Source organism: Enterobacter cloacae complex sp. XAL002 (assembly GCF_049236805.1).
GTDB classification, from domain to species: Bacteria; Pseudomonadota; Gammaproteobacteria; order Enterobacterales; family Enterobacteriaceae; genus Enterobacter; species Enterobacter intestinihominis.
Genome location: NZ_JBMKJN010000029.1, coordinates 1 through 25,848, shown reverse-complemented (window position 1 = coordinate 25,848; position 25,848 = coordinate 1). Strand labels below are relative to the sequence as shown.

The following is a 25,848-nucleotide window of genomic DNA, read 5'->3' as shown; positions in this document are numbered from 1 at the left end:
GCTTAACACGAGGACACGATTATGAATAAAGACGAAATCGGCGGCAACTGGAAGCAATTCAAAGGTAAAGCGAAAGAACAGTGGGGTAAGCTGACAGATGACGATATGACCGTCATTGAAGGTAAGCGCGATCAGCTGGTAGGTAAAATCCAGGAGCGCTACGGTTACGAAAAAGATCAGGCGGAAAACGAAGTCAAAGACTGGGAAACCCGTAACGACTACCGCTGGTAACCGGCACTATCCCCAAAGGGCGGCCATGAGCCGCCTTTTTCTTTGGCCTTAACGCGGCTTTTTCTTCACCAGGATAGAGTGATCGTGCTGACAGGCATCCTGATGACGGCATGACTCCACCTCCACGCAGGCAGAACATAAGCCGTGGGCTTCGATCACGTTATGGCGCAGCGCAAAGCCCATTCTGGCTGCCAGCGTATGCATAATATCTTCCACACCTTCCGCACACTCTTCCTTCACCACGCCACAGCGATCGCAGATAAACATGGCGGACGTGTGAGTAGGCTGGTCAAAAAGATGGCACAGCACATAGCTGTTTGTTGATTCCACTTTATGCACAAACCCTTGCTCCAGCAGAAAATCCAGCGCCCGATAGACGGTCGGCGGTTTTGCCTGCGGCTCGCTTTCACGCAGCAGGTCGAGCAGATCGTAAGCGCTGATGGCACCCTGTTGCAGGCTCATCAGACGCAGTACCTCAAGGCGCTGCGGGGTCAGGCGCACATTGCGTTGCGCGCACAGCTTTTCAGCTTGCGCTAACAGCTCTTTTGTGGACTTGTCCATCGGGCACCTCGGATGTGAAAAGGGTAGAAAACCCTCACTTTATCATGTTCTGCTAAAAACACCGAGATCCGCCGGGCTGTGCTATACCTGACGCATCGCAAATCGGGAGATCGCATGATGAAAAGACCTGACTGTATTCGGCACTGGCGGGACGTGGAAGGCGCCGATGACGCAACGTATCCGGACAGCAATGAACGGTTTTCTATTGGCGCGCCGCTGGCCCGCAAGCTGGGTCTCGGCCGCATTGGTATTCACCATGAACGGCTGCCGCCCGGACGCCGTACTTCTTATCCGCATGCGGAAAGCGACGAAGAGGAGTTTGTTTACGTTCTGGAGGGTTACCCTGAGGCCTGGATCAATGGTTATCTGTGGAAGCTTGAACCCGGAGACAGCGTGGGATTTCCTGCCGGCACGGGGGGGTGCCATACCTTTATCAACAACACCGATGAAGAGGTGCGCTTACTGGTGGTGGGTGAGGCTAATAAAAAACATAACCGCATCTACTATCCCCTCAATCCGGTGTATGCCGTGACGCGCGAAGACCACTGGGTAGACCATCCGCCTCAGTTTTTTGGCCCGCACGATGGAAAACCTGGGCGAAAATAATTTCCTCTTCTATAAATATTGATGGTCGTCACACATTAGAACAGGCCGGGATGGAATTTAACTTAGGGAAATAGCGGGTCTTTTTGTACTTATTCACAGCAATAGTTCGTTCCTGTTTGGGTGATAACAGACAGGGTTAACTAATAACAAACTATTTACGAGCACACTGTGAAAAAACATTTTAAATTTTCGATGGTTAGCATCGCTGTCTCCTTTTTTATGGCAAATCAGGCGGGAGCAGCCAATACCTGGACGGAAGCGCGTAGTGACGCAATGGGCGGCACGGGCGTGGCAGCAGGCAGCTATGGCAGCGGGGCGTTAATCAACCCCGCGTTACTGGCAAAATCTAAGCCCGAGGATGATGTGACGGTCATTTTGCCGTCCGTTGGCGTGCAGGTGACCGATGAAGACAATCTTCAGGACGAGATTGATACCATTAACGATAAAATCAATCATTACAAGGACGTGGTTGATAGTCTGACCCCCATTGATATCATCACGAATCCATTAGGTTCGATCAATCAGTTCCAGGGCGCAGCGAAAGATCTCGCTGATGAGCTGGACTACCTGAAAGGCAAAACCGCACACGCCACCGCAGGGGCGGGGATTGCCGTCAGTATCCCTAACGATGTACTTTCCGTGGCCTTTATGGCAAAAGGCTATGCACATGGCCGCGTCAGCTCTTCAATCGATCAGCAGGACATTGATTATCTGCGCGGTATACAACGAAGCGATGCGGTGGCTGCCGGTGTGGCGCTGGATGCCGCGCTAAACGGTTCCGATCAGATCACCAAAAACCTTAACTCTACGGCGTCTGGTCGGGCGGCGATTGTGTCCGACTACGGTATTGCGGTAGCCCGTCAGTTCGATCTTGGCGGCGTTCCGGTTTCCGTTGGCGTCACGCCGAAGCTGCAAAAAACCTGGCTCTATAACTACACTACCTCAATCTACGATTACGACAGTAATAAGTGGAACGACAGCCGCTACCGTACCGACGACACTGGCTTCAACGTCGATGCCGGTATTGCTGCTGATTTCGGTGAAAACTGGACGGTCGGCGTGAGCGGGCAAAACCTGATGTCGCGCGATATCGATACCAAAGATATCCGCATTCGCAACGGGCGCACGGGAGAGGTGGTGAGTTATAAAGACACCTATCAGATCCGTCCGCTGGTCACTGCCGGGGCCGCCTGGCACAACGATCTGGTCACGCTGACCGCAGATGGCGATCTGACCGAAACCAAGGGCTTTAAAAGCGAAGACACCTCCCAGTACGTTGGCGTCGGTGCCGAAGTCACGCCGCTGAGCTGGCTGGCAGTACGCGCCGGTTATCGTGCGGATATGAAAGGGAACGACAGCAACGTCTTTACCGGCGGTGTCGGTTTCGCGCCGTTCAACTCCGTCCACGTTGACCTGATGGGGCTTTATGGCGAAGACGAGACCTGGGGCGCAGGGGCACAGTTGAGCATGACGTTCTAAAGTACACCGGAGGCGCTGCGCCTCCGGCTTTTCTTTGTGCTATAGTAGCGCCCCTTTTCCACCAGATGCTTAAAAGTTCGCCATGTCGTCAGAATTTCAGACCGCTTTCCCTGCACATCGTTTCTCCATTGCGCCAATGCTCGACTGGACGGACAGACACTGCCGCTATTTCCTGCGTCAGCTCTCCCGCCATACGCTGCTATACACCGAAATGGTCACTACCGGCGCAATTATTCACGGCAAAGGCGACTATCTGGCGTACAGCGAAGAGGAGCATCCGGTTGCGCTGCAACTCGGTGGCAGCGATCCGGCTGCGCTGGCGCAGTGCGCGAAGCTGGCCGAAGAACGCGGCTATGACGAGATTAACCTCAACGTCGGTTGTCCGTCCGACCGTGTGCAAAACGGCATGTTCGGCGCGTGTCTGATGGGAAATGCGCACCTGGTGGCGGACTGCATCAAAGCGATGCGCGACGTCGTCTCTATCCCGGTCACGGTCAAAACCCGTATCGGCATAGACGACCAGGACAGCTATGAGTTTCTGTGTGATTTCATCAACACGGTATCAGGGAAGGGTGAATGCGAGATGTTTATCATCCACGCCCGTAAAGCCTGGCTCTCAGGCCTCAGCCCGAAAGAAAACCGCGAGATCCCGCCGCTGGACTACCCGCGCGTGTACCAGCTGAAACGCGACTTCCCACACCTGACCATGTCGATCAATGGCGGTATTAAGTCGCTGGACGAGGCCAAAGCGCACCTCGAACATATGGATGGCGTGATGGTCGGACGCGAGGCGTATCAGAATCCGGGCATTCTGGCGACGGTTGACCGGGAAATCTTTGGCGTTGAGGGTGCTGACACCGATCCCGTGGCCGTAGTGCGCGCCATGTATCCGTACATTGAGCGCGAGCTGAGTCATGGTACGTATCTGGGCCACATTACCCGCCATATGCTTGGCCTGTTCCAGGGCATTCCTGGCGCGCGCCAGTGGCGTCGTTATCTCAGCGAGAACGCGCATAAAGCCGGTGCGGATATTGAGGTACTGGAACACGCGCTGCGTCTGGTTGCGGATAAACGTTAAATTTCGCTAAAAGATGGTCAAATACGCCACGCCCTGCAACACATTGCGGGGCGTTTTGCTTTCAGAACAACAACTTATTTTTGGCATGATTCTTGTAATGATCGCAGCATCATTCGGGAACTCGTGGGAGAGCACCATGCTGGAACTACTTTTTGTGATTGGCTTCTTTATCATGCTGATGGTCACGGGCGTGTCGCTGCTCGGTATTCTGGCCGCGCTCGTTGTGGCCACGGTGGTGATGTTTGTCGGCGGATTATTTGCCCTGACGATTAAACTCTTGCCGTGGTTACTTCTGGCGATTGCGGTGGTATGGGCCATACGGGCGATTAAATCACCAAAACTGCCGACTTATCAGCGTAATAACCGCTTCCGTTACTAAGGTATTGAGGGGTACGTCACATACCTGCAACTTTTCCGGCAGCAATCTTTAGAACAGAATAGGATTTACTTATCGAATCTGTCACTATGGCTGCCGCTAAAGAATTCATCGAGCTGTACCCTACATACAGCCGAACTAAAAAAAAGAAAGGGCTTCCCATGGGAAGCCCAATTTCTTTTTATGGCTCAGGGAATTAACAGACTTGAGCCCTGGGTTGCCCGGCTCTCCAGCACCTCATGCGCACGTTGCGCATCGGTCAGCGGATATTTCTGCGCTTCTGCCACATCCACTTTGATCACCCCGCTGGCGATCAGCGAGAACAGCTCGTTGCTGGCTTCCTCAAGTTCTTCCCGATTAGTGATGTAACCTTGCAGGGAAGGGCGGGTGACATACAGCGACCCTTTCTGATTCAGAATGCCCAGGTTCACGCCGGTGACAGCCCCGGAGGCGTTACCGAAGCTCACCATCAGCCCGCGACGTTGCAGGCAGTCCAGCGAAGATTCCCAGGTGTCTTTCCCCACCGAGTCATACACCACGCGTACCTTTTTGCCGCCAGTGATCTCTTTCAGCCGCTCAACGATGCTCTCTTCCCGGTAGTTGATCACCTGCCATGCGCCCGCGTCCAGCGCGCGCTGCGCTTTTTGCGCGCTGCCTGTGGTGCCGATCAGCTTCGCCCCCAGGGCTTTCGCCCACTGGCAGGCAATCAGCCCTACGCCACCTGCGGCTGCGTGAAACAGGAATTGCTCGTCAGGCTTAATTTCGTAGGTTTTGCGCAGCAGATAATAGACCGTCAGCCCTTTCAGGAATGAGGCGGCAGCCTGCTCGAAGCCGATCGCATTTGGCAGAAGCGCCGCTTTCTCGGCCGGAACGTTATGGATGGAGCTGTAAGCGCCCAGCGCCGACTGCGCGTACACCACGCGATCGCCTTCCTTAATGTGCTTAACCGCGCTGCCCACCTTGCTGACGATACCGGCCGCCTCGGTGCCCAGTCCGCTCGGCATCGACGGAGGCGGATAGAGACCGCCGCGAATATAGGTATCGATGTAGTTAATGCCGATCGCTTTGTTTTCAACCTGGATTTCGTTCTCGCCAGGTGCCGTGGGGGTAAACTCCACGGCTTGCAGTACGTCTGGCCCGCCATGTTTCTGGAACTCAATGCGTGTTGCCATGCTCCCTCCGTTAGAAAATTATGGTAATCTTTCGACCCACTCTTTATCTCGGTAACTCCATTCACTATGGCAGGAAACAAACCCTTCAACAAACAGACTGAACCCCGTGAACGTGATTATCAGGTCGCCGGGTTAAAAGTCCCGCCGCACTCGATTGAAGCGGAACAGTCGGTGTTGGGCGGTTTAATGCTGGATAACGAACGTTGGGACGACGTCGCCGAGCGCGTTGTTGCGGAAGACTTCTATACCCGCCCGCACCGCCACATCTTTACTGAAATGGCGCGTTTGCAGGAGTCGGGCAGCCCGATCGACCTGATTACACTCGCAGAATCGCTGGAGCGTCTGGGACAGCTCGACAGTGTCGGCGGGTTTGCCTATCTGGCAGAACTGTCAAAAAACACGCCAAGTGCCGCGAACATCAGCGCTTACGCTGATATCGTCCGTGAACGTGCCGTTGTCCGCGAGATGATCTCGGTGGCGAATGAGATCGCCGAGGCCGGTTTCGATCCCCAGGGGCGCACCAGCGAAGATCTACTTGATCTTGCCGAGTCCCGCGTCTTTAAAATCGCCGAAAGCCGTGCGAACAAAGACGAAGGCCCGAAAAACATCGCCGATGTGCTCGACGCCACCGTTGCGCGTATTGAGCAGCTTTTCCAGCAGCCGCACGATGGCGTGACGGGGGTGAACACCGGTTATGACGATCTCAACAAGAAAACGGCAGGTCTTCAGCCATCGGATTTGATTATCGTCGCGGCGCGTCCGTCGATGGGTAAAACGACATTTGCGATGAACCTCGTCGAAAACGCGGCGATGTTGCAGGATAAACCGGTTCTTATCTTCAGTCTTGAAATGCCCTCAGAACAGATCATGATGCGTTCTCTGGCATCCCTGTCGCGCGTGGATCAGACCCGCATCCGTACCGGTCAGCTCGACGATGAGGACTGGGCGCGGATCTCCGGCACCATGGGGATTTTGCTGGAAAAACGGAACATCTATATTGATGATTCCTCCGGCCTGACGCCGACGGAAGTGCGCTCCCGCGCGCGCCGTATCGCCCGTGAACACGGTGGTATCGGTCTCATCATGATCGACTACCTTCAGCTGATGCGCGTTCCGTCGCTTTCCGACAACCGTACGCTGGAGATTGCCGAAATTTCCCGCTCACTCAAAGCGTTAGCCAAAGAGCTGCACGTGCCGGTGGTGGCGCTGTCGCAGCTAAACCGTTCTCTGGAACAACGTGCAGACAAGCGCCCGGTCAACTCCGACCTGCGTGAATCCGGCTCCATCGAGCAGGATGCCGACTTAATCATGTTCATCTACCGTGATGAGGTTTATCACGAGAACAGCGATCTGAAAGGGATCGCCGAAATTATTATTGGTAAGCAACGTAACGGCCCCATCGGTACGGTACGTCTGACCTTTAACGGCCAGTGGTCGCGTTTCGACAACTATGCCGGTCCTCAATATGATGATGAGTAATTTCTAAGGAATTCAAATGCAAGCGGCAACTGTTGTGATTAACCGCCGCGCTCTGCGACACAACCTGCAACGTCTGCGAGAACTGGCGCCCGCCAGTAAGCTCGTTGCAGTCGTGAAAGCGAACGCTTACGGACACGGTCTTCTTGAGACCGCGCGAACGCTCCCCGATGCCGACGCTTTTGGCGTCGCCCGTCTCGAAGAAGCTCTCCGCCTGCGCGCAGGTGGAATTACGCAACCGATTCTGCTCCTCGAAGGCTTTTTTGAAGCCTCGGACCTGCCGACCATTGCCGATCAGCACCTGCACACGGCGGTGCATAACGAAGAACAGCTGGCCGCGCTGGAAACGGCCGAACTGAGCGAGCCGGTCACCGTGTGGATGAAGCTCGACACGGGCATGCACCGCCTGGGCGTGCGCCCGGAGAATGCCGAAGCGTTTTATCAGCGGCTGTGCCAGTGCCAGAACGTGCGTCAGCCGGTGAATATCGTCAGCCACTTTGCCCGCGCCGATGAGCCTGAATGCGGCGCAACGGAACAGCAGCTTGATATCTTCACCACCTTCTGCGAAGGCAAACCGGGGATGCGCTCCATTGCGGCGTCTGGCGGCCTTCTGCTGTGGCCGCAGTCGCACTTCGACTGGGCGCGTCCGGGGATTATCCTGTATGGCGTTTCCCCGCTTGAGAACAAACCCTGGGGACCGGACTTCGGCTTTAAGCCGGTGATGTCGCTGGTTTCAAAGCTGATTGCCGTGCGTGAGCACAAAGCAGGCGAGCCGGTAGGTTATGGCGGCACCTGGACGAGTGAGCGCGACACGCGGCTTGGCGTGGTAGCGATGGGCTACGGCGACGGCTATCCGCGCGCCGCGCCAACGGGTACGCCGGTACTGGTCAATGGTCGCGAAGTGAAGATTGTCGGCCGTGTGGCGATGGACATGGTTTGTGTCGATCTGGGACCCGACGCGCAGGATAAAGCGGGTGACGATGCGGTGATGTGGGGCGAAGGCCTGCCGGTAGAGCGTATTGCTGAAATAACAAAAGTGAGTGCTTACGAACTTATCACGCGCCTAACCTCAAGGGTAGCGATGAAATACGTCGACTAATCACAGTATCCGGGAAGGGATATGTCACCATCTGAAATGGCTGCTTGTCTGGCCTATGCGCTCTCTGTCTGGCTGGCGGCCAGAAACAATATCAACACGTGGTGGATCGGTATTCTCGGCAGCGGGCTATACGCCTGGGTCTTCTATTCAGTGCAGCTCTATGCCGATGTTACCCTACAGCTCTTTTTCATTATCACGAGCATAACGGGTTGGGTGCACTGGCTGAAAGGAAACCGCGGAGAGGTATTGCCGGTGCGGCGAACCCACCCCAGACATTTTCTCCTTCTGCTGGCCTGTGCCGTGGCAGTAGCGGCGCTGTACGGGCTTTTATTGCATCGGTATACCAACGCCTGGGCGCCCTGGCTGGACTCCATCATTTTAACTTTCAGCATCCTGGCGCAGTTCATGCTTATGGGCCGACGCCTGGAGAACTGGTACGTCTGGCTTGCCGTCAATACCCTTGCCGTGCCGCTGTATGCGATGAGGGGCCTGCATTTGACCGCGGTTCTGTATCTGGTGTTCTGGTTTAACGCCTGGCACGGTTTATATCAATGGCGTAAGGAGATCCGCGCGCGATGAAACCTTACGCAGAGGGTCTGATTGTCGGCAAGTTCGCGCCCTTACACGCAGGACATGAATTGCTTATCAACGCTGCGCTTGCCCGGTGCGAGACGGTGTTTATCATCAGCTATTCGCTACCGGAAATGCCGGGGTGCGAACCCGAAAAGCGCCTTCATTGGCTACAGACGCGTTTCCCGCGGTGTCGTCACCTGGTGTTTTCGCCAGAGATCGCGGCGGGCCATGATATTGAACCGCCGCCGCCCAACGACGCAGATGCCGATCGCCACCGACACTACGTGGCTACCCTGTGCGAACGCTTCTTTCACTGCCGACCGGACGCCGTATTCACTGCGGAGGATTACGGCGATGGCTTTGCCCGCGTATTAAGCCAGCGTTTTGGCAAACCGGTCACGCACGTGCGGCTTCAGCGCCCGGAGGGCCCTGATGCGCCCTCAGGAACGCTTATTCGCTCTGATGTTCATCGCTACCGCGAGATGCTCTCGGCGGAGGTTTACCGGAGTTTTGTCTTTCGAATTTGCTTATTGGGCGGCGAGTCGACGGGCAAAAGCACGCTTTCCCGGGCGTTGGCAGCAGCGCTTAACGCGCCCTATGTCGCTGAGTTCGGGCGCGAATACTGGGAAGAAAAGAACGGAGTACTGGAATGCGACGATCTCCTGCATATTGCGCGCGAGCAGGTGCGGCGTGAGGACGCAGCCAGCACGGCGCCTTATCTGATTTGTGATACGTCGCCCTTAACCACGCTGTTTTATACCCTCGACCAGTATGGCTCGGCGCCTCAGGCGCTGTACGACTTAGCCGGGCGGGACTACTCGCTGGTTGTACTGTGCGGCGATGAATTTCCCTTTGTACAGGACGGTACCAGGCAAGGCGCGGCGTTTCGCCGCAGGCAGCAGTCGTGGTATATCGCTGAACTGGCGCGCCGAAATATCCCGTATTTACGCGTCACAGGGTCGACGTCTGAACGTATCGAACAAATTCGTGGGCATATCCAGAAACGGTTTTCATAACCTTCTCGACCTTCTCCTGCTTCCGGTTTATTGTTGAAAATCCTGCCTCATAATAATCCGGAGAACATCGCGTGTTTCAGAAAGTAGACGCCTACGCCGGCGACCCTATCCTCTCCTTGATGGAGCGTTTCAAAGAAGATCCTCGCAGCGACAAAGTGAACCTCAGCATCGGTCTTTATTACAACGAGGACGGCATCATTCCTCAACTGAAAGCCGTTGCCGAAGCCGAAGCGCGTCTTAACGCAACCCCGCACGGGGCTTCGCTTTATCTGCCGATGGAAGGGTTAAATACCTACCGTAATACCATTGCGCCGCTGCTGTTTGGTGCGGATCACGCGGTGCTCGCGCAAAAGCGCGTGGCGACTATCCAGACGCTGGGTGGCTCGGGTGCGCTGAAGGTAGGCGCAGATTTCCTGAAAAAGTACTTCCCGGATTCCGGCGTGTGGGTCAGCGACCCGACGTGGGAAAACCACGTGGCCATCTTTGAAGGCGCGGGCTTTAAGGTTGCGACCTATCCATGGTTCGACAGCGAAACCAACGGCGTACGCGTTGATGCGCTGCTGGAAAAACTGAACACCCTGCCGGAGCGCAGTATCGTATTGCTGCATCCGTGCTGCCATAACCCGACCGGTGCGGACCTCACCAATGCCCAGTGGGATGCGGTGATCGAGGTACTGAAGGCGCGTAACCTGATCCCGTTCCTCGACATCGCCTATCAGGGCTTTGGGGCGGGCATGGAGGAGGACGCCTACGCCATTCGTGCGATTGCCAGCGCGGGTCTGCCTGCGCTGGTCAGCAACTCTTTCTCAAAAATCTTCTCCCTCTACGGCGAGCGCGTCGGCGGTCTGTCCGTGGTGTGTGAAGACGCCGAAGCCGCGGGACGCGTACTCGGTCAGCTGAAAGCGACGGTCCGCCGTATCTACTCCAGCCCGCCGAACTTTGGTGCGCAGGTGGTGGCGACAGTTCTCGGTGACGAAACACTGAAAGCCACCTGGCTTGCGGAAGTGGAAGCGATGCGTGAGCGCATCCTGTCGATGCGTCAGGAGCTGGTTAACGTTCTGAAAGAGGCCGTGCCTGGACATAACTTTGATTATCTTCTCAAGCAGCGCGGGATGTTCAGCTATACCGGACTGAGCGCGGCGCAGGTCGATCGCCTGCGGGAAGAGTTCGGCGTCTACCTGATCGCCAGCGGCCGTATGTGCGTGGCGGGGCTGAATGCTGGCAACGTCCAGCGCGTGGCGCAGGCGTTTGCATCCGTAATGTAAGTATTCACTTACTTGCATGCTATATGTAGGCCGGGTAAGGCGCAGCCGCCACCCGGCTTTTTTGTTCGCGCCGGTGCCAGTCATTGCCCGGCGGTGCTTCGCTTACCGGGTCTACACGTTTCTTCTGCGCTTTGTGATCGTCTTCTTTTTATTCAGCTTCATAAGTAAAAACTCCTTTTCTTCCCCTCCCGCTGGGGTTATGGTCGGATAGTTTTTGACCATCCGCTCAAAATAAAAAGATAACAAACTGAATATTCAGGGGAAAACATGCGCAAGATCACACTGGCGCTCAGCGCCGCCTGCTTATTGTTCTCGCTTAATAGTACCGTTGTTGCGCGGGCTTCTGCACCCACGCCGCTTTATACCGGCACCACCGCCGCCATTCTTGCCGAACAGGCCCCCATTCACTGGGTTTCAGTGGCACAAATCGAAAACAGCCTGACGGGTCGCCCGCCGATGGCCGTGGGCTTCGATATTGACGATACCGTTCTCTTCTCCAGCCCCGGTTTCTGGCGCGGCAAAAAAACGTACTCCCCGGACAGCGAAGCCTATCTGAAAAACCCGGAATTCTGGGAAAAGATGAACAACGGCTGGGATGAGTTCAGTATCCCGAAAGAGGTTGCCCGCGCGCTGATCGCCATGCACGTAAAGCGCGGCGACAGCATTTACTTCGTGACAGGACGTAGCCAGACCAAAACCGAAACCGTCTCGAAAACGCTACAGGATGATTTTCTGATCCCGGCGGCCAGCATGAATCCGGTCATTTTTGCCGGGGACCAGGAAGGGCAAAACACCAAAACCCAGTGGCTGGAAAAGAAAAATATCAAGGTGTTCTACGGTGATTCAGATAACGACATCACCGCGGCGCACGATGTGGGAGCCAGAGGCATCCGGGTGTTACGCGCCTCGAACTCCACCTACCGGCCGCTGCCAATGGCCGGAAAATTTGGTGAAGAGGTGATCGTTAACTCCGAATACTGATGCATTAACGGCGGGGTGAATGCTTTTTTAAGCAAATCTCTCCGCGCGGGTTTTACCTTTCGCTTTCTTGCTGCACACTTAGAAAGATTCATCTTTCAACACGGAGCAGCACATGTGGTATCAACAGACCCTGACCTTAAGCGCAAAACCACGCGGATTTCACCTGGTGACGGACGAAGTCATCGGGCAAATCCGCGACCTGTCGCGCGTCAAAACGGGTTTGCTGCATCTGCTGCTTCAGCACACGTCTGCTTCTCTCACGCTCAATGAAAATTGCGATCCCACCGTCCGGTCTGACATGGAGCGGCATTTTCTGAAAACCGTCCCGGATAACGCCCCGTATGACCATGATTACGAGGGGGCGGATGATATGCCTTCGCACATCAAATCCTCTTTGCTGGGCGTCTCGTTGATGCTGCCGGTCCACAACGGACGGCTACTGCTGGGAACGTGGCAGGGGATCTGGCTGGGAGAACATCGCATTCACGGTGGTTCGCGTAAAATTATCGCAACGCTACAAGGGGAATAAAGATGACAATTTCGGAGATACTTCAGTACTGCATGAGCAAGCCGGGCGCAGAACAGAGCGTTCACAGCGACTGGAAAGCCACGCAGATCAAAGTGGGTGATGTGTTGTTCGCGATGGTAAAAGAGGTGGAGGGACGTCCTGCGGCATCGCTGAAAACCAGTCCTGAACTGGCCGACTTACTGCGCCAGCAGCACGATGATGTCAGGCCAAGCAAGCATCTGAATAAAGCACACTGGAGTACGGTGTTTCTCGACGGCTCGCTGCCAGATTCGCAAATTTACTACCTGGTAGATGCGTCGTATCAACAGGCGGTAGAACTGCTGCCGGAAACGATCCGACAGCAGCTCTCCGTGTAACGATTACAGCAACGGTTTAAGGAAGCGCGCGGTGTGCGAGGCTTCGCACTCTGCAACAGTCTCTGGCGTACCGGAGACGAGGATTTCACCGCCGCCGCTGCCGCCTTCCGGGCCGAGATCGACAATCCAGTCCGCGGTTTTAATCACGTCCAGGTTGTGCTCAATCACCACGATGGTGTTGCCCTGATCGCGCAGCTGGTGCAGCACGTCCAGCAGCTGCTGGATATCCGCAAAATGCAGGCCGGTGGTCGGCTCGTCCAGAATATACAGCGTCTGACCGGTTCCGCGTTTGGACAGCTCACGCGCCAGCTTCACGCGCTGCGCTTCACCACCGGACAGCGTTGTCGCTGACTGCCCCAGACGGATATAGGTCAGACCAACATCCATCAGGGTTTGCAGCTTACGCGCCAGCGCAGGGACGGCGTCAAAGAACTCGCGCGCCTCTTCGATAGTCATATCCAGCACTTCGTGGATGGTCTTGCCTTTGTACTTAATCTCCAGCGTTTCGCGGTTATAGCGCTTGCCTTTACACTGGTCGCACGGCACGTAGATATCCGGCAGGAAGTGCATCTCAACCTTGATTACGCCGTCGCCCTGGCACGCTTCACAGCGGCCGCCGCGCACGTTAAAGCTGAAACGTCCTGGCGTGTAGCCGCGCGAACGCGCTTCCGGTACACCCGCGAAGAGTTCACGGACGGGCGTAAAGACGCCAGTATAGGTCGCCGGGTTGGAACGTGGGGTGCGGCCAATCGGGCTCTGATCGATATCGATAACCTTGTCGAAATGCTCCAGCCCCTGAATGTCGCGGTACGGTGCAGGCTCGGCCAGCGTCGCGCCGTTCAGCGCCGTCTGCGCAATCGGGAACAGTGTATCGTTGATCAGCGTCGATTTACCGGAACCGGACACGCCGGTGATGCAGGTAAACAGCCCGACAGGCAGCGTCAGGGTCACGTCTTTCAGGTTGTTGCCGCGCGCCCCGGTTAGCTTCAGCACTTTTTCCGGGTTCGCCGCCACGCGTTGTTTTGGCACTTCAATTTTGCGCTTGCCGCTCATGTACTGGCCGGTCAGCGACTCGGGCACCGCCATAATGTCTTTCAGCGTCCCTTCTGCCACCACCTGTCCGCCGTGCACGCCAGCGCCCGGGCCGATGTCGATCACGTGGTCTGCGGCGCGAATGGCGTCTTCGTCGTGCTCAACCACAATCACCGTGTTGCCAAGGTTACGCAGGTGAACCAGCGTGCCGAGCAGGCGTTCGTTGTCGCGCTGGTGCAGGCCGATAGACGGCTCATCCAGTACGTACATCACGCCGACTAAGCCCGCGCCAATCTGGCTCGCCAGACGGATACGCTGGGCTTCACCGCCGGAGAGCGTTTCAGCCGATCGGGAAAGCGTCAGGTAGTTCAGGCCGACGTTCACGAGGAACTTGAGGCGATCGCCGATCTCTTTCAGCACTTTTTCAGCGATTTTTGCGCGCTGGCCGGAGAGCTTCAGGTTGTTGAAGAAGTCCATTGCGTGACCGATGCTCATGTCTGAGATGGTCGGCAGCGCCGTGTTTTCAACAAACACGTGACGCGCTTCGCGACGCAGACGTGTACCCTCGCAGGTGGCGCAGGAGCGGTTGCTGATGAACTTCGCCAGCTCCTCACGCACCGCGCTGGATTCGGTCTCTTTGTAGCGGCGCTCCATGTTGTGCAGCACCCCTTCGAACGGGTGGCGACGCACGGAAGTGTCACCGCGATCGTTCATGTACTTGAACTCGATGTTCTCTTTGCCGGAACCGAACAGGATCACTTTATGTACGTTCGCGCTGAGGCTGGCCCACGGGGCTTCAACGTCGAACTTATAGTGCTCTGCCAGCGATTTCAGCATCTGGAAGTAGTAAAAATTACGCTTATCCCAGCCGCGAATGGCGCCACCCGCCAGCGACAGCTCCGGGTTCTGGATCACGCGGTCCGGGTCGAAATATTGCTGAACGCCGAGGCCGTCACAGGTCGGGCACGCGCCCGCTGGGTTGTTGAACGAGAACAGCCGCGGTTCCAGCTCGCGCATGCTGTAGCCGCAAATCGGGCAGGCGAAGTTGGCGGAGAAGAGCAGCTCTTCCGCTTTCGCATCGTCCATGTCTGACACCACCGCCGTGCCGCCCGACAGTTCCAGCGCCGTTTCAAAGGATTCCGCCAGACGCGTCGCCAGATCTTCACGTACCTTAAAGCGGTCAATCACCACTTCGATGGTGTGTTTCTTTTGCAGCTCCAGCTTTGGCGGATCGGACAGGTCACACACTTCGCCATCGATACGGGCGCGGATATAGCCCTGGCTTGCCAGGTTTTCCAGCGTTTTGGTGTGTTCACCCTTACGCTCTTTAATGATTGGCGCCAGCAGCATCAGGCGTTTGCCTTCCGGCTGAGACAGCACGTTATCCACCATCTGGCTGACGGTCTGGGCCGCCAGCGGAACGTCATGATCCGGACAACGCGGCTCGCCCACGCGCGCATACAGCAGACGCAGGTAGTCATGGATTTCGGTAATGGTACCGACCGTAGAACGCGGGTTATGCGATGTGGATTTCTGCTCAATGGAGATAGCAGGAGACAACCCTTCAATGTGGTCGACATCCGGTTTTTCCATCAGCGACAGGAACTGACGCGCGTACGCCGAGAGCGATTCAACGTAACGACGCTGTCCTTCGGCATACAAAGTGTCGAAAGCCAGTGAGGATTTGCCAGACCCCGAAAGCCCGGTCACGACGATGAGTTTGTCGCGAGGGATTATGAGGTTGATATTCTTGAGATTGTGGGTGCGGGCGCCCCGAACTTCGATCTTATCCATTCACCTTTCCCGGTTGGAACACGGATTGCCTGATTTGTTTGAAGGACAAACGGCTGTCAGAAACGGCTAATTATGACACAAAATGACCTGTTTGAATATACAGTATTGGAATGCATTTTCTGATTCACTGTGTAACAATGTCGAGTCCGCTAGAGAACTCTGGAACATGCTACGCAACTATCAAAGTGTCGCATGGAAATGGTACACTCGCGCGTTTACACTATTAAGAAACGTATTCAGGAGACACGAACATGGCCAGCAGAGGCGTAAACAAGGTGATTCTCGTCGGTAATCTGGGCCAGGACCCGGAAGTACGCTACATGCCGAGTGGTGGCGCAGTTGCCAACATTACGCTGGCTACTTCCGAATCCTGGCGTGATAAAGCGACCGGTGAAATGAAAGAGCAGACCGAATGGCACCGCGTTGTGCTGTTTGGCAAACTGGCTGAAGTGGCCGGTGAGTATCTGCGTAAGGGTTCTCAGGTCTATATCGAAGGCCAGCTGCGTACCCGCAAATGGACCGATCAATCCGGTCAGGAAAAATACACCACGGAAGTGGTGGTCAACGTAGGCGGCACCATGCAGATGCTGGGTGGTCGTCAGGGCGGTGGCGCACCGGCAGGTGGCGGCCAGCAGCAGGGCGGTTGGGGTCAGCCTCAACAGCCTCAGGGCGGCAATCAGTTCAGCGGCGGCGCGCAGTCTCGTCCGCAGCAGCAGTCTGCTCCGGCACCGTCTAACGAACCGCCAATGGACTTCGACGACGATATCCCGTTCTGATATCCAGACGCGTGAAACACAAAAAACCCAGACAATGTCTGGGTTTTTTATAACAGGCTATCAGGTAATCACCATCGGCCAGTCTGGCGGAGTGTGGCTCATGGCTTCAACCATCACCACTTTAATGTTTTCCCAGACGGCGGCCATATCCACCAGCGTAATGCCGAGCAAACCTGTCGCGAACCAGCATGCGGCACCCAACCCTAACAGGGTGCTAATCACAGCAAGACCTGCGTAGTCGGACTTTCGGAACTGAATGTTTAACGTGCTGGCCAGGAACATCAAAACCGCGCTCAACAACGGCCAGCGCAGGAGCACCATGCTGGTGGTAATGGTTGCCATAAAACCCATCCTCGACAAAACAGACGAACTGGAATGAAACAATGTTTCTCGTTACATAAGATGTGTGAACTATATCACATTTGCTGTTTTATTCGCCAGTATCGTATGAGGTAAAAGTGGGTTTATAACCGGGTAAAATATATCGTCCTCGTTCAGATCGGCGCTAAGCCGGAATTTTTATTTTTAATTCATTCAGATAGCAAAACCTTTGCAAAACACCCTCGGCTGTATAGCGTTTACAGCAGTATGTCTATGGATTATGCTTGTGTGGAACAATAAATGTACCCGCAAAAATAATTCATCACATTGAATTATTTGGATTTTTATTTTTTTTTAACACTCAGCATACTCTTTGATTTCGTGGTCTTATTCTTTTATTCAGATATGAGTTATTGCGGTTGCTCTCTCGATTAATGACCTGCGAAAAGATAATGAAAGAAAAAAGACGCGAGATTATTAACGACAGCATGCAGGCTCTGCACGCCCTGGCGAAGCTGATGCCACAACTCAACGCGCAGTGTTCGCCGGTTGAAATGCTGGAAATCATCAACAGCGCACTGGGGGCAAATCTCTCGTGGGTCAGTGTCGAATCCGCAGACGGGCCGCGCGTGGTTTGTGCCGGCGACGTGACGTGTCACGCCTTCAACGTGGCGGATTTTCTTGCCAGCACCCTGTTGCAGCGGCATCACCGCGCCTGGCGCGTTATCTACTGGAAAGAGCATATTGGCCGGGCGGTATTTTCCCCTCAGCACCCGGGCTATGCGCGGCTGCAAAGCGGCGTGCTGTGTAAACTCTCAGCGCATGGCAGACAGTGCAGTGGTTATTTCTTTTTGGCTTTTAATGAAAAACTGACCTCGTTGCCGATATTGAAAAATATCGTGGTGGTATTGGTCGAGAAGCTAAAAGATTATTTTGATGACATCATCGTGCGGGAAAAAACAGCGCAAGAGATGCAGCGCGTCGTCACGCAATATAAAACTTTATTTGAACGTGCTCCGGTATTGATGAACGCCTTTGACAGACATAACCGGTGTGTATTGTGGAACGCCGAATGCGAAAAAGTCTTTGGCTGGAGTATGACTGAAATCGGCGAGCACCCCGATCCGCTGGCCCTGTTTTACCCGGATCCCGAGGAGCGACAGCGCGTGCAGGAGTCGGTTCGTTTCGCACCACTTAAGGATATGTACGAATGGCACCCGGTGCGTAAAGACGGGACGCCGTTAACCATCCTCTGGTCAAACATCCTTTTACCGGATAACTCCATTCTCAATATTGGCCTCGATATCACCGAACGTAAAAAAGCAGAACAGCAGCTGACCGTCAAAGCCACCACGGACGATCTGACGGGCTGTCTGAATCGCTCGACAATTTTACAGCGGCTCAAAGTGGCGCTGGCAGCCAGTTCGCCGCAGGATGTCAGTAGCCATTTCTGTCTCCTGATGTTCGACCTCGATTATTTCAAGCAGATCAACGATCGGTGGGGACATCAGGTTGGCGATGCGGCATTGATTCACTTTTGCGACCGTATTCGCGAAGTGAGCCCGGCCGGGTCAGCACTGGGACGGGTAGGGGGCGAAGAGTTTGTTCTTCTGCTGGCGCGTACGGATGGTATGGCCGCTACGTTGCTCTCTTCCCGGCTGCGTGCCGCGCTGATCTCAAAACCGCTGCGTGTGGGCGATAAAACGCTGGTACTCTCTTTCAGCGCCGGGGTGGTTGAAGTCTGTCAGGGGCAACGGGATACTTCTGCCATACTGATGCGTGCTGATAAGGCATTATATGACGCCAAGCGTACGGGAAGAGGAAAAACGGTTCTGGCGTCTGATTATTTATAAATCAGTATAAGAACAAAGAGCAGGCTATTTCAGCCAACGAATTTTCCACACCTGTCGCGGGTAATTATTATCCTTATCAGAAACGAAATGAATACTTTTAGTTTGGCTTACGGGAAAATATTATCGGCATCACGAATTTTAGGATTTTTAATACCAAAAGTCAGTTGCTAACTTCCCATGATTCATGCAACGTAATCACCTGTTTATCAAAGCAGCCGGTCTTCATTGCTACAGGCGTACAACATGCAGGGATACAGAGCGGGAAATGAATCGTAGCGCGCGGCGCAAAATGCTCAAAGCGGTCGGGATTATCATGGTAGTTATGCTGCCGGTGATGCTTGCGCTATGGTTTGCCCAGCTTAGAGCCGTGTCGGAAATCAGCGCTCAGCTGCGCACGTTTGCTGAACTTGCTTTAAACAAAACTGAACGGGTTATTCAACAGGTTGATATGGCCCGGGAAGACGCGGAAAAATATCAGGGTAAAGTGTGTACGCCGGAGCATCGTCAATATATGTTGAACGTTTCCCGCGGTCGCCTTTTTGTTGCCGATTTAATTTATGCTGAAGGCCAGGACTTTCTCTGCTCGACCCTTTTTACGCCGGATCATCCTTACATCATCCCCGCTGCCAATTACACACGTAAACCCGACGTTGCTATCTATTATTTTCGCGATACGCCATTTTTTAATGGTTATAAAATGATATATATGCAGCGCGGAAATTATGTCGCAGTGGTCAACCCGCTTTCGTACAGTGAGGTGATGTCAGACGATCGTTCCCTGTCGTGGGGAGTGTATGACACCGTCAGCAATGCATTCTTTTCTGTGAGTCAGAAAGCCAATATTTCTTTATTGCATTCGATGCTCCGACATCAGGAAACGACTTTTCAGAAAGGCGACCGTTTTTATACGATCGTGAAATCTGAGCAGCGTCCCATTGCGGCTATTGTTTCAACGTCCAATGCCCGTTTTTATAAAACGCTTTATCATCAGGCTACTCTGACGCTACCGCTGGGGATGATTTGCAGCATTATTATTTTGCTGGTGTGGTCGCGAACACACCGTGAATTCAATTCGCCTGGCCGACTTCTGCACCGGGCGCTAAACAAACGCCAGCTGTGCGTCCATTATCAGCCCATTATTGATATAAAAAATAACCAGTGCGTGGGAGCAGAGGCGTTGTTGCGCTGGCCAGGATTCAACGGTCAGGTTATGAGCCCGGCGGAATTTATTCCCCTGGCCGAAAAAGAGGGGATGATTGAGCGCATTACGGATTACGTCGTGGAGGAGGTGTTCACCGATCTGGGGCATTTTCTTGCCGCTCACCCCGATCTGTATGTCTCGATTAACCTGTCGGCGTCGGATTTTCACTCTTCGCGTCTTATCGCCCTGATCTCCGACAAAGCCCGCTTTTACTCGGTTCGCGCGCAGCAAATAAAAATTGAGGTGACGGAGCGGGGGTTTATTGACGTGCCGAAAACCACGCCGGTCATTCAGGCGTTTCGCCAGGCGGGGTATGAAGTGGCGATTGATGATTTCGGAACCGGCTACTCTAACCTGCATAACCTCTATTCGCTGAACGTCGATATCCTGAAAATCGACAAATCTTTTATCGATACCTTAACCACCAACAGCACCAGCCACCTGATTGCCGAGCACATCATTGAGATGGCGCAAAGCCTGCGGCTGAAAACCATTGCGGAAGGGGTCGAGACGGGGGAGCAGGTGAGCTGGCTGCTGAAGCGTGGCGTGCAGTATTGTCAGGGATGGCACTTCGCGAAAGCGATGCCGCCCCAGGCATTTATGGCCTGGCAGCAGCAACCCTTGCGTTAACACGCATTAATTGAGCTGATGGCGGTAGTCGCTCGGCGTACGGTCAAACTCGCGGCGGAAGACGCGGGAAAAGGTCTGCTGCGACACATAGCCCAGATCCATTGCGATATCAAAAATGGGCCGCTGCGTTGAGCGTAACGCCTGCGCCGCCAGCAGGAGCCTGCGCTGGCGAATGTAGTCACCCAGCGTTTGATGCATTACGGTGCGGAACATTCTCTGTAAATACCATTTCGAATAGCCCGACTTCTTAGCGACCACATCAATGTTCAACGGCTGGTCGATATGTTCATCAATCCATTCAATAAGCGTCTGAATAATTTGCTGATGCGACATAAGGTTACCCCTCTGTGGAGACATCTGTCCTAGTTGATTCGTCGTTTTCTCTGCGGGGGAGTATAATTCCTCAAGTTAACTTGAGGTAAAGAGGTTTTATGGAAAAGAGATTACCGCGCATCAAAGCGCTGTTAACCCCAGGTGAAGTGGCGAAACGAAGCGGCGTGGCGGTGTCGGCGCTCCACTTCTATGAAAGCAAAGGGTTAATAAAAAGTATCCGTAACGCCGGAAACCAGCGGCGCTATACCCGCGATGTGCTCCGCTACGTGGCGATTATCAAAATTGCGCAACGTATCGGCATCCCCCTGGCTACCATCGGCGACGCGTTCGGCGTATTGCCGGAAGGGCACTCGCTGAGCGCGAAAGAGTGGAAGCAGCTGTCGTCCCAGTGGCGAGAAGAACTGGATCGTCGTATTCACACGCTGGTGGCCCTGCGCGATGAACTGGATGGCTGCATTGGTTGCGGGTGTTTATCACGTAGTGATTGTCCGCTGCGTAACCCGGGTGACAGGCTGGGCGAGCAGGGAACAGGGGCGCGGTTGCTGGAGGAGGATTGAAAGGTGTTTGCCGGGTAAGGCGCAGCCGCCACCCGGCAACAAGCATAAAGAACTAAAGCGCCACTAAGGGCGCTTTAGTTTTTTCCGGTCTTTGTCTTTCTCTCTATCCCGCTGGCTCACGGGAGGGTTTCCCCCGACATCAGTACTCCTCGTGTCGAGCTTATGGAGGAGGTTCCGGTTTGTACTGACACTTTAATTCTATGCCCGGCCGCCGTTTTTGCCACCGGAGATGATGAGATTTTAGCCGAATTTTTTTCGTGAAGTTGTTCAGTTTTCTATAGTTAAAAAGTATGAATCACCGGAGAACATCATGCTAACGGTCCACCACCTTAACCAGTCTCGTTCCCATCGCGTCCTCTGGGCGCTGGAAGAGCTGGGTCTGACATATGAGATTGTGCGCTACCAGCGCGAAAAAACCATGCTCGCACCAGACGCGCTCAAAAAAGTGCATCCGCTGGGAAAATCCCCGGTACTGGAAGATAACGGACTGGTTCTGGCTGAATCAGGCGCGATTCTGGAATATCTTCAGGAAACGTACGATTCGGCGTCACGATTCAAACCGTTAGATCCCGCTCATAAAGTGCAGTATCGCTTCTGGCTGCATTACGCCGAAGGATCTTTGATGCCGCTGCTGTTAATGAAGCTGGTATTTAACAGCCTCGGCAAACCCCCCGTCCCGTTTGGCCTGCGCACGCTGGGTAAGGCGCTGGGGCAGGGGGTGCAAAAAGCGTATCTCAACCGCCAGCTGGAAACGCATGCGCGCTTTATTAACGATCATCTTGCCGAAAACAGCTGGTTTGCCGGCGACACGCTGACCATGGCGGACATCCAGATGAGTTTTCCCCTCTTCGCCCTGCTGGCGAGAGGCGGCATCGACAATCTCGACCACATAGCGGCGTGGAAACAGAGAGTGGAGGCACGTCCGGGCTGGCAGACAACGCTTGCGAAAGGCGGCCCGCTGACGATACCCGGCGGGGGATGAAATGTAACGAAATTGCGCATGGACGATAACGTTTGCGCATCCTCTGCTTAATTCTTCATCGTCATGAGGCAATTTTAGCGAAAAACGAGAAAGTTCAGTTGAAAAGGGCGGGTATTAGGCTAGATAATCGTTTGCCTACATTTGACCACCCGTTTTGTAAGCGCGGAGCTAAACGTTTGCTTTTTTTGTGACGCCCCTTTCGTCGCAAACGCAGCACAAGGATTTGACGTTTCGCTGGCAGTGGAGTCTCCACCACGCTTACGGACTTTCAATAAAAATTTTCAGGGGATGTTTTCTATGTCTACGCCATCTGCGCGTACCGGCGGTTCACTTGACGCCATGTTTAAAATTTCTGCTCGCGGCAGCACCGTGCGCCAGGAAGTTGTTGCCGGTCTGACGACGTTTCTGGCGATGGTGTACTCCGTCATCGTGGTGCCGGGCATGCTCGGCAAAGCCGGTTTCCCGCCAGCGGCGGTCTTCGTTGCCACCTGCCTGGTTGCGGGTGTGGGTTCGATTGTGATGGGCCTGTGGGCGAACCTGCCGCTGGCGATCGGGTGCGCCATCTCCCTGACCGCGTTTACCGCCTTCAGCCTGGTGCTGGGCCAGCATATCAGCGTCCCGGTAGCGCTCGGCGCGGTGTTCCTGATGGGTGTACTGTTCACCGTGATCTCTGCTACCGGCATCCGTAGCTGGATTTTGCGCAACCTGCCGCAGGGCGTGGCGCACGGCACCGGTATCGGCATCGGCCTGTTCCTGCTGCTGATTGCCGCCAACGGCGTGGGTCTGGTCATCAAGAACCCGCTGGACGGCCTGCCGGTTGCGCTGGGTAACTTCGCGAGCTTCCCGGTAATTATGTCGCTGGTGGGTCTGGCGGTGATCATTGGCCTGGAAAAACTGAAAGTGCCGGGCGGCATTCTGCTGACCATTATCGGCGTGTCCATCGTCGGTCTGATCTTCGACCCGTCCGTTCATTTCTCCGGGATTTTCGCCATGCCGTCGCTGAGCGATGACAACGGTAACTCCCTGATTGGCAGCCTGGATATTGTGGGCGCGCTGAACCCGGTGATCCTGCCAAGCGTGCTGGCGCTGGTAATGACCGCGGTGTTTGACGCCACCGGGACCATCCGCGCGGTGGCGGGGCAGGCTAACCTGCTGGACAAAGACGGCCAGATCATTGACGGCGGCAAAGCGCTGACCACCGACTCCCTGAGCAGCGTTTTCTCTGGCCTGGTGGGTGCAGCGCCAGCGGCAGTGTACATTGAGTCCGCAGCGGGTACGGCGGCAGGCGGCAAAACCGGCCTGACGGCTATTACCGTTGGCGTACTGTTCCTGCTGATCCTGTTCCTCTCTCCGCTCTCTTATCTGGTGCCAGCTTACGCGACCGCACCTGCGCTGATGTACGTCGGCCTGCTGATGCTGAGCAACGTGGCGAAAATCGACTTTGCTGACTTTGTTGATGCCATGTCCGGTCTGATCACCGCGGTCTTTATCGTGCTGACCTGTAACATCGTGACCGGCATTATGATCGGTTTCGCCTCGCTGGTGATTGGGCGTCTGGTCTCCGGTGAGTGGCGCAAGCTGAACATCGGTACCGTTGTCATCGCCGTTGCGCTGGTGGCGTTCTACGCGGGCGGCTGGGCAATTTAAGTTATCCATTGATGCGAAAACGGGTGGCTCAGGCCGCCCGTTTTTATTTTCAGGACTCATCCCGTTGTCTTTTACGTTACTCTGGAGAGGATAGAATAAGAGGCACGACGCCTCAGGTTTGGCTTAAAAAGAAACACAGCAAACAGGGAACGCATGGAAATTTTCTTCACAATACTCATCATGACCCTTGTGGTCTCATTATCCGGGGTGGTTACACGCGTACTGCCCTTCCAGGTCCCCCTGCCTTTAATGCAAATAGCTATCGGCGCGCTGCTGGCGTGGCCGACGTTCGGTCTGCACGTGGAGTTCGATCCGGAACTGTTCCTCGTGCTGTTTATCCCGCCGCTGCTGTTTGCCGATGGCTGGAAAACGCCGACGCGCGAATTTCTTGAGCACGGGCGAGAGATCTTCGGTCTGGCGCTGGCGCTGGTGGTCGTTACCGTGGTCGGGATTGGTTTCCTGATCTACTGGGCCGTACCGGGGATCCCGCTTATACCCGCCTTTGCGCTGGCTGCCGTGCTGTCGCCGACCGACGCCGTGGCGCTGTCCGGCATTGTGGGCGAAGGGCGCATTCCTAAGAAAATCATGGGCATTTTGCAGGGCGAGGCGCTGATGAACGACGCTTCCGGCCTGGTCGCCCTGAAGTTTGCCGTGGCGGTAGCCATGGGCACCATGGTCTTTACCGTCGGCGGTGCAACCCTCGAATTCTTCAAGGTGGCTATTGGCGGTATCCTCGCAGGCTTTGTTGTAAGCTGGCTGTACGGTCGTTCGCTGCGCTTCCTCAGCCGCTGGGGCGGCGATGAACCGGCGACGCAGATCGTCCTGCTGTTCCTGCTGCCGTTCGCCTCTTACCTGATTGCCGAACATATCGGCGTGTCGGGCATTCTGGCGGCGGTAGCTGCGGGGATGACCATCACCCGCTCCGGCGTGATGCGCCGGGCGCCACTGGCGATGCGTCTGCGCGCGAACAGTACCTGGGCGATGCTCGAGTTTGTCTTTAACGGCATGGTGTTCCTGCTGTTGGGCCTGCAACTGCCGGGCATTATGGAATCTTCGCTGATAGCGGCCGAAGCGGATCCAAACGTTGAAGTCTGGATGCTGTTTACCGATATCGTACTCATCTACCTTTCGCTGATGCTGGTGCGTTTCGGCTGGCTGTGGACGATGAAGAAGTTCAGCGTTCGCTTCCTGACCAAAAAGCCGATGGAGTTCGGCTCCTGGACCACGCGCGAGCTGCTGATTGCCTCTTTCGCGGGCGTTCGCGGGGCGATCACCCTTGCTGGTGTGCTCTCCATTCCTCTGCTTCTGCCGACGGGCGACGTCTTCCCGGCGCGCTACGAGCTGGTGTTCCTGGCGGCGGGCGTGATCCTCTTCTCCCTGTTTGTCGGCGTAATTATGCTGCCGATTCTGCTGCAGCATATTGATGCGGGTGACACCTCGCAGCAGCATAAGGAAGAGCGGATTGCCCGTGCGGCGACGGCGGAAGTAGCGATTGTCGCCATCGAGAAGATGGAGGAGCGTCTGGCCGCCGATGCCGAAGAGAACATTGATAACCAGCTGCTGAAGGAAGTCAGTTCACGCGTGATCGGTAATTTGCGTCGCCGTGCTGACGGACGTAACGATGTGGAAAGTTCGTTGCAGGAAGAGAACCTCGAGCGCCGTTTCCGCCTGGCGGCGCTGCGCTCCGAGCGTGCCGAGCTGTATCACCTGCGCGCGACGCGGCAGATCAGCAACGAGACGCTGCAAAAGCTGCTGCACGATCTGGATCTGCTGGAAGCGTTGTTGATAGAGAATCAGTAGCGCTGTAATTGCCCGGTGGCGCTGCGCTTACCGGGCCTACGTGCTCGATCGGTTCCCTCTCCCTATGGGCTGAGGGATCCCCACAAATTAATGCGAGCACTGAGCAATCCCCTCGCCCCTCCGG

Annotated in this window: 25 protein-coding genes; 20 read left to right on the top strand and 5 right to left on the bottom strand. The window is 55.2% G+C overall.

Translation table 11 applies throughout. The features are described 5' to 3' along the window. Positions 1-21: 21 nt before the first annotated feature. On the top strand, positions 22-231 hold the full coding sequence (locus ACOT0L_RS20750; RefSeq protein WP_003860314.1) for a CsbD family protein: 210 nt from the start codon (positions 22-24) through the stop codon (positions 229-231). Positions 232-279: 48 nt separating this feature from the next. On the opposite strand, the gene zur is transcribed toward ACOT0L_RS20750, so the two are convergent. Beyond that, on the bottom strand, positions 280-792 hold the full coding sequence (zur, locus tag ACOT0L_RS20745; protein WP_006810484.1) for a zinc uptake transcriptional repressor Zur: 513 nt from the start codon (positions 790-792) through the stop codon (positions 280-282). Positions 793-909: 117 nt separating this feature from the next. Here zur and ACOT0L_RS20740 point away from each other — a divergent pair, with 117 nt between their 5' ends. The 4 genes from ACOT0L_RS20740 (at position 910) to pspG (ending at position 4,334) form a co-directional block, all read left to right on the top strand. Beyond that, a complete protein-coding gene (locus tag ACOT0L_RS20740; protein WP_126504151.1) occupies positions 910-1,398 on the top strand; it encodes a cupin domain-containing protein in 489 nt (162 codons plus the stop codon). A 192-nt stretch (positions 1,399-1,590) separates the two neighbouring features. Next, complete coding sequence (gene traF / locus ACOT0L_RS20735; RefSeq protein ID WP_227414713.1) at positions 1,591-2,877, top strand: conjugal transfer protein TraF; 1,287 nt, start codon at positions 1,591-1,593, stop codon at positions 2,875-2,877. Between the two features lie 82 nt (positions 2,878-2,959). Continuing rightward, positions 2,960-3,955: a tRNA dihydrouridine(20/20a) synthase DusA gene (gene dusA / locus ACOT0L_RS20730; RefSeq protein ID WP_003860304.1), complete on the top strand. Its 996-nt coding sequence runs from the start codon at positions 2,960-2,962 to the stop codon at positions 3,953-3,955. Positions 3,956-4,091: 136 nt separating this feature from the next. Continuing rightward, complete coding sequence (gene pspG / locus ACOT0L_RS20725; protein ID WP_017382623.1) at positions 4,092-4,334, top strand: envelope stress response protein PspG; 243 nt, start codon at positions 4,092-4,094, stop codon at positions 4,332-4,334. Positions 4,335-4,519: 185 nt separating this feature from the next. Here the strand turns inward: pspG and ACOT0L_RS20720 are convergent, their stop codons facing one another. Beyond that, entirely contained in the window at positions 4,520-5,503 is a 984-nt protein-coding gene (locus ACOT0L_RS20720) for a quinone oxidoreductase (RefSeq protein ID WP_022646744.1), read from the bottom strand. A gap of 66 nt (positions 5,504-5,569) precedes the next feature. Between ACOT0L_RS20720 and dnaB the strand changes: the two genes are divergently transcribed. The 8 genes from dnaB to ACOT0L_RS20680 all read left to right on the top strand — a co-directional run bounded on the left by dnaB (position 5,570) and on the right by ACOT0L_RS20680 (position 12,798). After that, entirely contained in the window at positions 5,570-6,982 is a 1,413-nt protein-coding gene (gene dnaB, locus ACOT0L_RS20715; RefSeq protein ID WP_003860298.1) for a replicative DNA helicase, read from the top strand. 16 nt (positions 6,983-6,998) lie between these two features. Continuing rightward, positions 6,999-8,078, top strand: coding sequence for an alanine racemase (gene alr, locus ACOT0L_RS20710; protein ID WP_126504141.1), 1,080 nt, complete (start codon positions 6,999-7,001; stop codon positions 8,076-8,078). A gap of 21 nt (positions 8,079-8,099) precedes the next feature. Beyond that, positions 8,100-8,657 (top strand): nicotinamide riboside transporter PnuC, encoded by a 558-nt coding sequence (gene pnuC / locus ACOT0L_RS20705; RefSeq protein WP_032627030.1) that lies wholly within the window; start codon positions 8,100-8,102, stop codon positions 8,655-8,657. Further along, positions 8,654-9,667: an AAA family ATPase gene (locus tag ACOT0L_RS20700; RefSeq protein WP_126504143.1), complete on the top strand. Its 1,014-nt coding sequence runs from the start codon at positions 8,654-8,656 to the stop codon at positions 9,665-9,667. Before pnuC ends, ACOT0L_RS20700 begins: the two co-directional genes overlap by 4 nt. A gap of 71 nt (positions 9,668-9,738) precedes the next feature. After that, complete coding sequence (tyrB, locus tag ACOT0L_RS20695; RefSeq protein WP_126504145.1) at positions 9,739-10,932, top strand: aromatic amino acid transaminase; 1,194 nt, start codon at positions 9,739-9,741, stop codon at positions 10,930-10,932. A gap of 267 nt (positions 10,933-11,199) precedes the next feature. After that, positions 11,200-11,913, top strand: a complete 714-nt coding sequence (gene aphA, locus ACOT0L_RS20690) for an acid phosphatase AphA (protein WP_003860292.1) — start codon at positions 11,200-11,202, stop codon at positions 11,911-11,913. Between the two features lie 112 nt (positions 11,914-12,025). Further along, positions 12,026-12,442: a secondary thiamine-phosphate synthase enzyme YjbQ gene (locus ACOT0L_RS20685; RefSeq protein WP_023305263.1), complete on the top strand. Its 417-nt coding sequence runs from the start codon at positions 12,026-12,028 to the stop codon at positions 12,440-12,442. A 2-nt stretch (positions 12,443-12,444) separates the two neighbouring features. Beyond that, positions 12,445-12,798 (top strand): MmcQ/YjbR family DNA-binding protein, encoded by a 354-nt coding sequence (locus ACOT0L_RS20680; RefSeq protein ID WP_006810472.1) that lies wholly within the window; start codon positions 12,445-12,447, stop codon positions 12,796-12,798. Positions 12,799-12,801: 3 nt separating this feature from the next. On the opposite strand, the gene uvrA is transcribed toward ACOT0L_RS20680, so the two are convergent. After that, positions 12,802-15,624, bottom strand: a complete 2,823-nt coding sequence (gene uvrA, locus ACOT0L_RS20675) for an excinuclease ABC subunit UvrA (protein ID WP_003860287.1) — start codon at positions 15,622-15,624, stop codon at positions 12,802-12,804. A gap of 251 nt (positions 15,625-15,875) precedes the next feature. Between uvrA and ssb1 the strand changes: the two genes are divergently transcribed. After that, positions 15,876-16,400 carry a single-stranded DNA-binding protein SSB1 gene (gene ssb1 / locus ACOT0L_RS20670; protein ID WP_003860284.1) on the top strand — a complete coding sequence of 175 codons (525 nt, stop codon included), beginning with the start codon at positions 15,876-15,878 and terminating at the stop codon, positions 16,398-16,400. 60 nt (positions 16,401-16,460) lie between these two features. Here the strand turns inward: ssb1 and ACOT0L_RS20665 are convergent, their stop codons facing one another. Next, positions 16,461-16,742: a YjcB family protein gene (locus ACOT0L_RS20665; protein ID WP_022646751.1), complete on the bottom strand. Its 282-nt coding sequence runs from the start codon at positions 16,740-16,742 to the stop codon at positions 16,461-16,463. Between the two features lie 431 nt (positions 16,743-17,173). Here ACOT0L_RS20665 and ACOT0L_RS20660 point away from each other — a divergent pair, with 431 nt between their 5' ends. Next, entirely contained in the window at positions 17,174-18,574 is a 1,401-nt protein-coding gene (locus tag ACOT0L_RS20660) for a sensor domain-containing diguanylate cyclase (protein WP_126504147.1), read from the top strand. Between the two features lie 265 nt (positions 18,575-18,839). Further along, positions 18,840-20,405: an EAL domain-containing protein gene (locus tag ACOT0L_RS20655; protein WP_126504149.1), complete on the top strand. Its 1,566-nt coding sequence runs from the start codon at positions 18,840-18,842 to the stop codon at positions 20,403-20,405. A 6-nt stretch (positions 20,406-20,411) separates the two neighbouring features. Here the strand turns inward: ACOT0L_RS20655 and soxS are convergent, their stop codons facing one another. Further along, positions 20,412-20,738 (bottom strand): superoxide response transcriptional regulator SoxS, encoded by a 327-nt coding sequence (gene soxS / locus ACOT0L_RS20650; RefSeq protein WP_003860277.1) that lies wholly within the window; start codon positions 20,736-20,738, stop codon positions 20,412-20,414. A gap of 98 nt (positions 20,739-20,836) precedes the next feature. Between soxS and soxR the strand changes: the two genes are divergently transcribed. From soxR to ACOT0L_RS20630, 4 genes are all read left to right on the top strand, one after another. Then, entirely contained in the window at positions 20,837-21,295 is a 459-nt protein-coding gene (gene soxR / locus ACOT0L_RS20645; protein WP_003860275.1) for a redox-sensitive transcriptional activator SoxR, read from the top strand. Positions 21,296-21,605: 310 nt separating this feature from the next. Further along, on the top strand, positions 21,606-22,277 hold the full coding sequence (locus tag ACOT0L_RS20640) for a glutathione S-transferase family protein (protein WP_022646756.1): 672 nt from the start codon (positions 21,606-21,608) through the stop codon (positions 22,275-22,277). A 297-nt stretch (positions 22,278-22,574) separates the two neighbouring features. After that, positions 22,575-23,924: a guanine/hypoxanthine transporter GhxP gene (gene ghxP / locus ACOT0L_RS20635; protein ID WP_022646757.1), complete on the top strand. Its 1,350-nt coding sequence runs from the start codon at positions 22,575-22,577 to the stop codon at positions 23,922-23,924. A gap of 153 nt (positions 23,925-24,077) precedes the next feature. Then, entirely contained in the window at positions 24,078-25,724 is a 1,647-nt protein-coding gene (locus ACOT0L_RS20630) for a Na+/H+ antiporter (RefSeq protein ID WP_022646758.1), read from the top strand. Positions 25,725-25,848 lie beyond the last annotated feature (124 nt).

Coding starts and splice junctions, on each gene's coding strand:
- uvrA (WP_003860287.1), bottom strand. CDS start 15,624: ATGGATAAGATCGAAGTTCGGGGCGCCCGCACCCACAATCTCAAGAAT.
- ACOT0L_RS20660 (WP_126504147.1), top strand. CDS start 17,174: ATGAAAGAAAAAAGACGCGAGATTATTAACGACAGCATGCAGGCTCTG.
- ACOT0L_RS20685 (WP_023305263.1), top strand. CDS start 12,026: ATGTGGTATCAACAGACCCTGACCTTAAGCGCAAAACCACGCGGATTT.
- ssb1 (WP_003860284.1), top strand. CDS start 15,876: ATGGCCAGCAGAGGCGTAAACAAGGTGATTCTCGTCGGTAATCTGGGC.
- ACOT0L_RS20630 (WP_022646758.1), top strand. CDS start 24,078: ATGGAAATTTTCTTCACAATACTCATCATGACCCTTGTGGTCTCATTA.
- ACOT0L_RS20700 (WP_126504143.1), top strand. CDS start 8,654: ATGAAACCTTACGCAGAGGGTCTGATTGTCGGCAAGTTCGCGCCCTTA.
- soxS (WP_003860277.1), bottom strand. CDS start 20,738: ATGTCGCATCAGCAAATTATTCAGACGCTTATTGAATGGATTGATGAA.
- ACOT0L_RS20655 (WP_126504149.1), top strand. CDS start 18,840: ATGAATCGTAGCGCGCGGCGCAAAATGCTCAAAGCGGTCGGGATTATC.
- dusA (WP_003860304.1), top strand. CDS start 2,960: ATGTCGTCAGAATTTCAGACCGCTTTCCCTGCACATCGTTTCTCCATT.
- ACOT0L_RS20750 (WP_003860314.1), top strand. CDS start 22: ATGAATAAAGACGAAATCGGCGGCAACTGGAAGCAATTCAAAGGTAAA.
- soxR (WP_003860275.1), top strand. CDS start 20,837: ATGGAAAAGAGATTACCGCGCATCAAAGCGCTGTTAACCCCAGGTGAA.
- pspG (WP_017382623.1), top strand. CDS start 4,092: ATGCTGGAACTACTTTTTGTGATTGGCTTCTTTATCATGCTGATGGTC.
- ACOT0L_RS20665 (WP_022646751.1), bottom strand. CDS start 16,742: ATGGCAACCATTACCACCAGCATGGTGCTCCTGCGCTGGCCGTTGTTG.
- ACOT0L_RS20640 (WP_022646756.1), top strand. CDS start 21,606: ATGCTAACGGTCCACCACCTTAACCAGTCTCGTTCCCATCGCGTCCTC.
- pnuC (WP_032627030.1), top strand. CDS start 8,100: ATGTCACCATCTGAAATGGCTGCTTGTCTGGCCTATGCGCTCTCTGTC.
- traF (WP_227414713.1), top strand. CDS start 1,591: ATGGTTAGCATCGCTGTCTCCTTTTTTATGGCAAATCAGGCGGGAGCA.
- zur (WP_006810484.1), bottom strand. CDS start 792: ATGGACAAGTCCACAAAAGAGCTGTTAGCGCAAGCTGAAAAGCTGTGC.
- dnaB (WP_003860298.1), top strand. CDS start 5,570: ATGGCAGGAAACAAACCCTTCAACAAACAGACTGAACCCCGTGAACGT.
- ACOT0L_RS20740 (WP_126504151.1), top strand. CDS start 910: ATGAAAAGACCTGACTGTATTCGGCACTGGCGGGACGTGGAAGGCGCC.
- ACOT0L_RS20680 (WP_006810472.1), top strand. CDS start 12,445: ATGACAATTTCGGAGATACTTCAGTACTGCATGAGCAAGCCGGGCGCA.
- alr (WP_126504141.1), top strand. CDS start 6,999: ATGCAAGCGGCAACTGTTGTGATTAACCGCCGCGCTCTGCGACACAAC.
- ghxP (WP_022646757.1), top strand. CDS start 22,575: ATGTCTACGCCATCTGCGCGTACCGGCGGTTCACTTGACGCCATGTTT.
- ACOT0L_RS20720 (WP_022646744.1), bottom strand. CDS start 5,503: ATGGCAACACGCATTGAGTTCCAGAAACATGGCGGGCCAGACGTACTG.
- aphA (WP_003860292.1), top strand. CDS start 11,200: ATGCGCAAGATCACACTGGCGCTCAGCGCCGCCTGCTTATTGTTCTCG.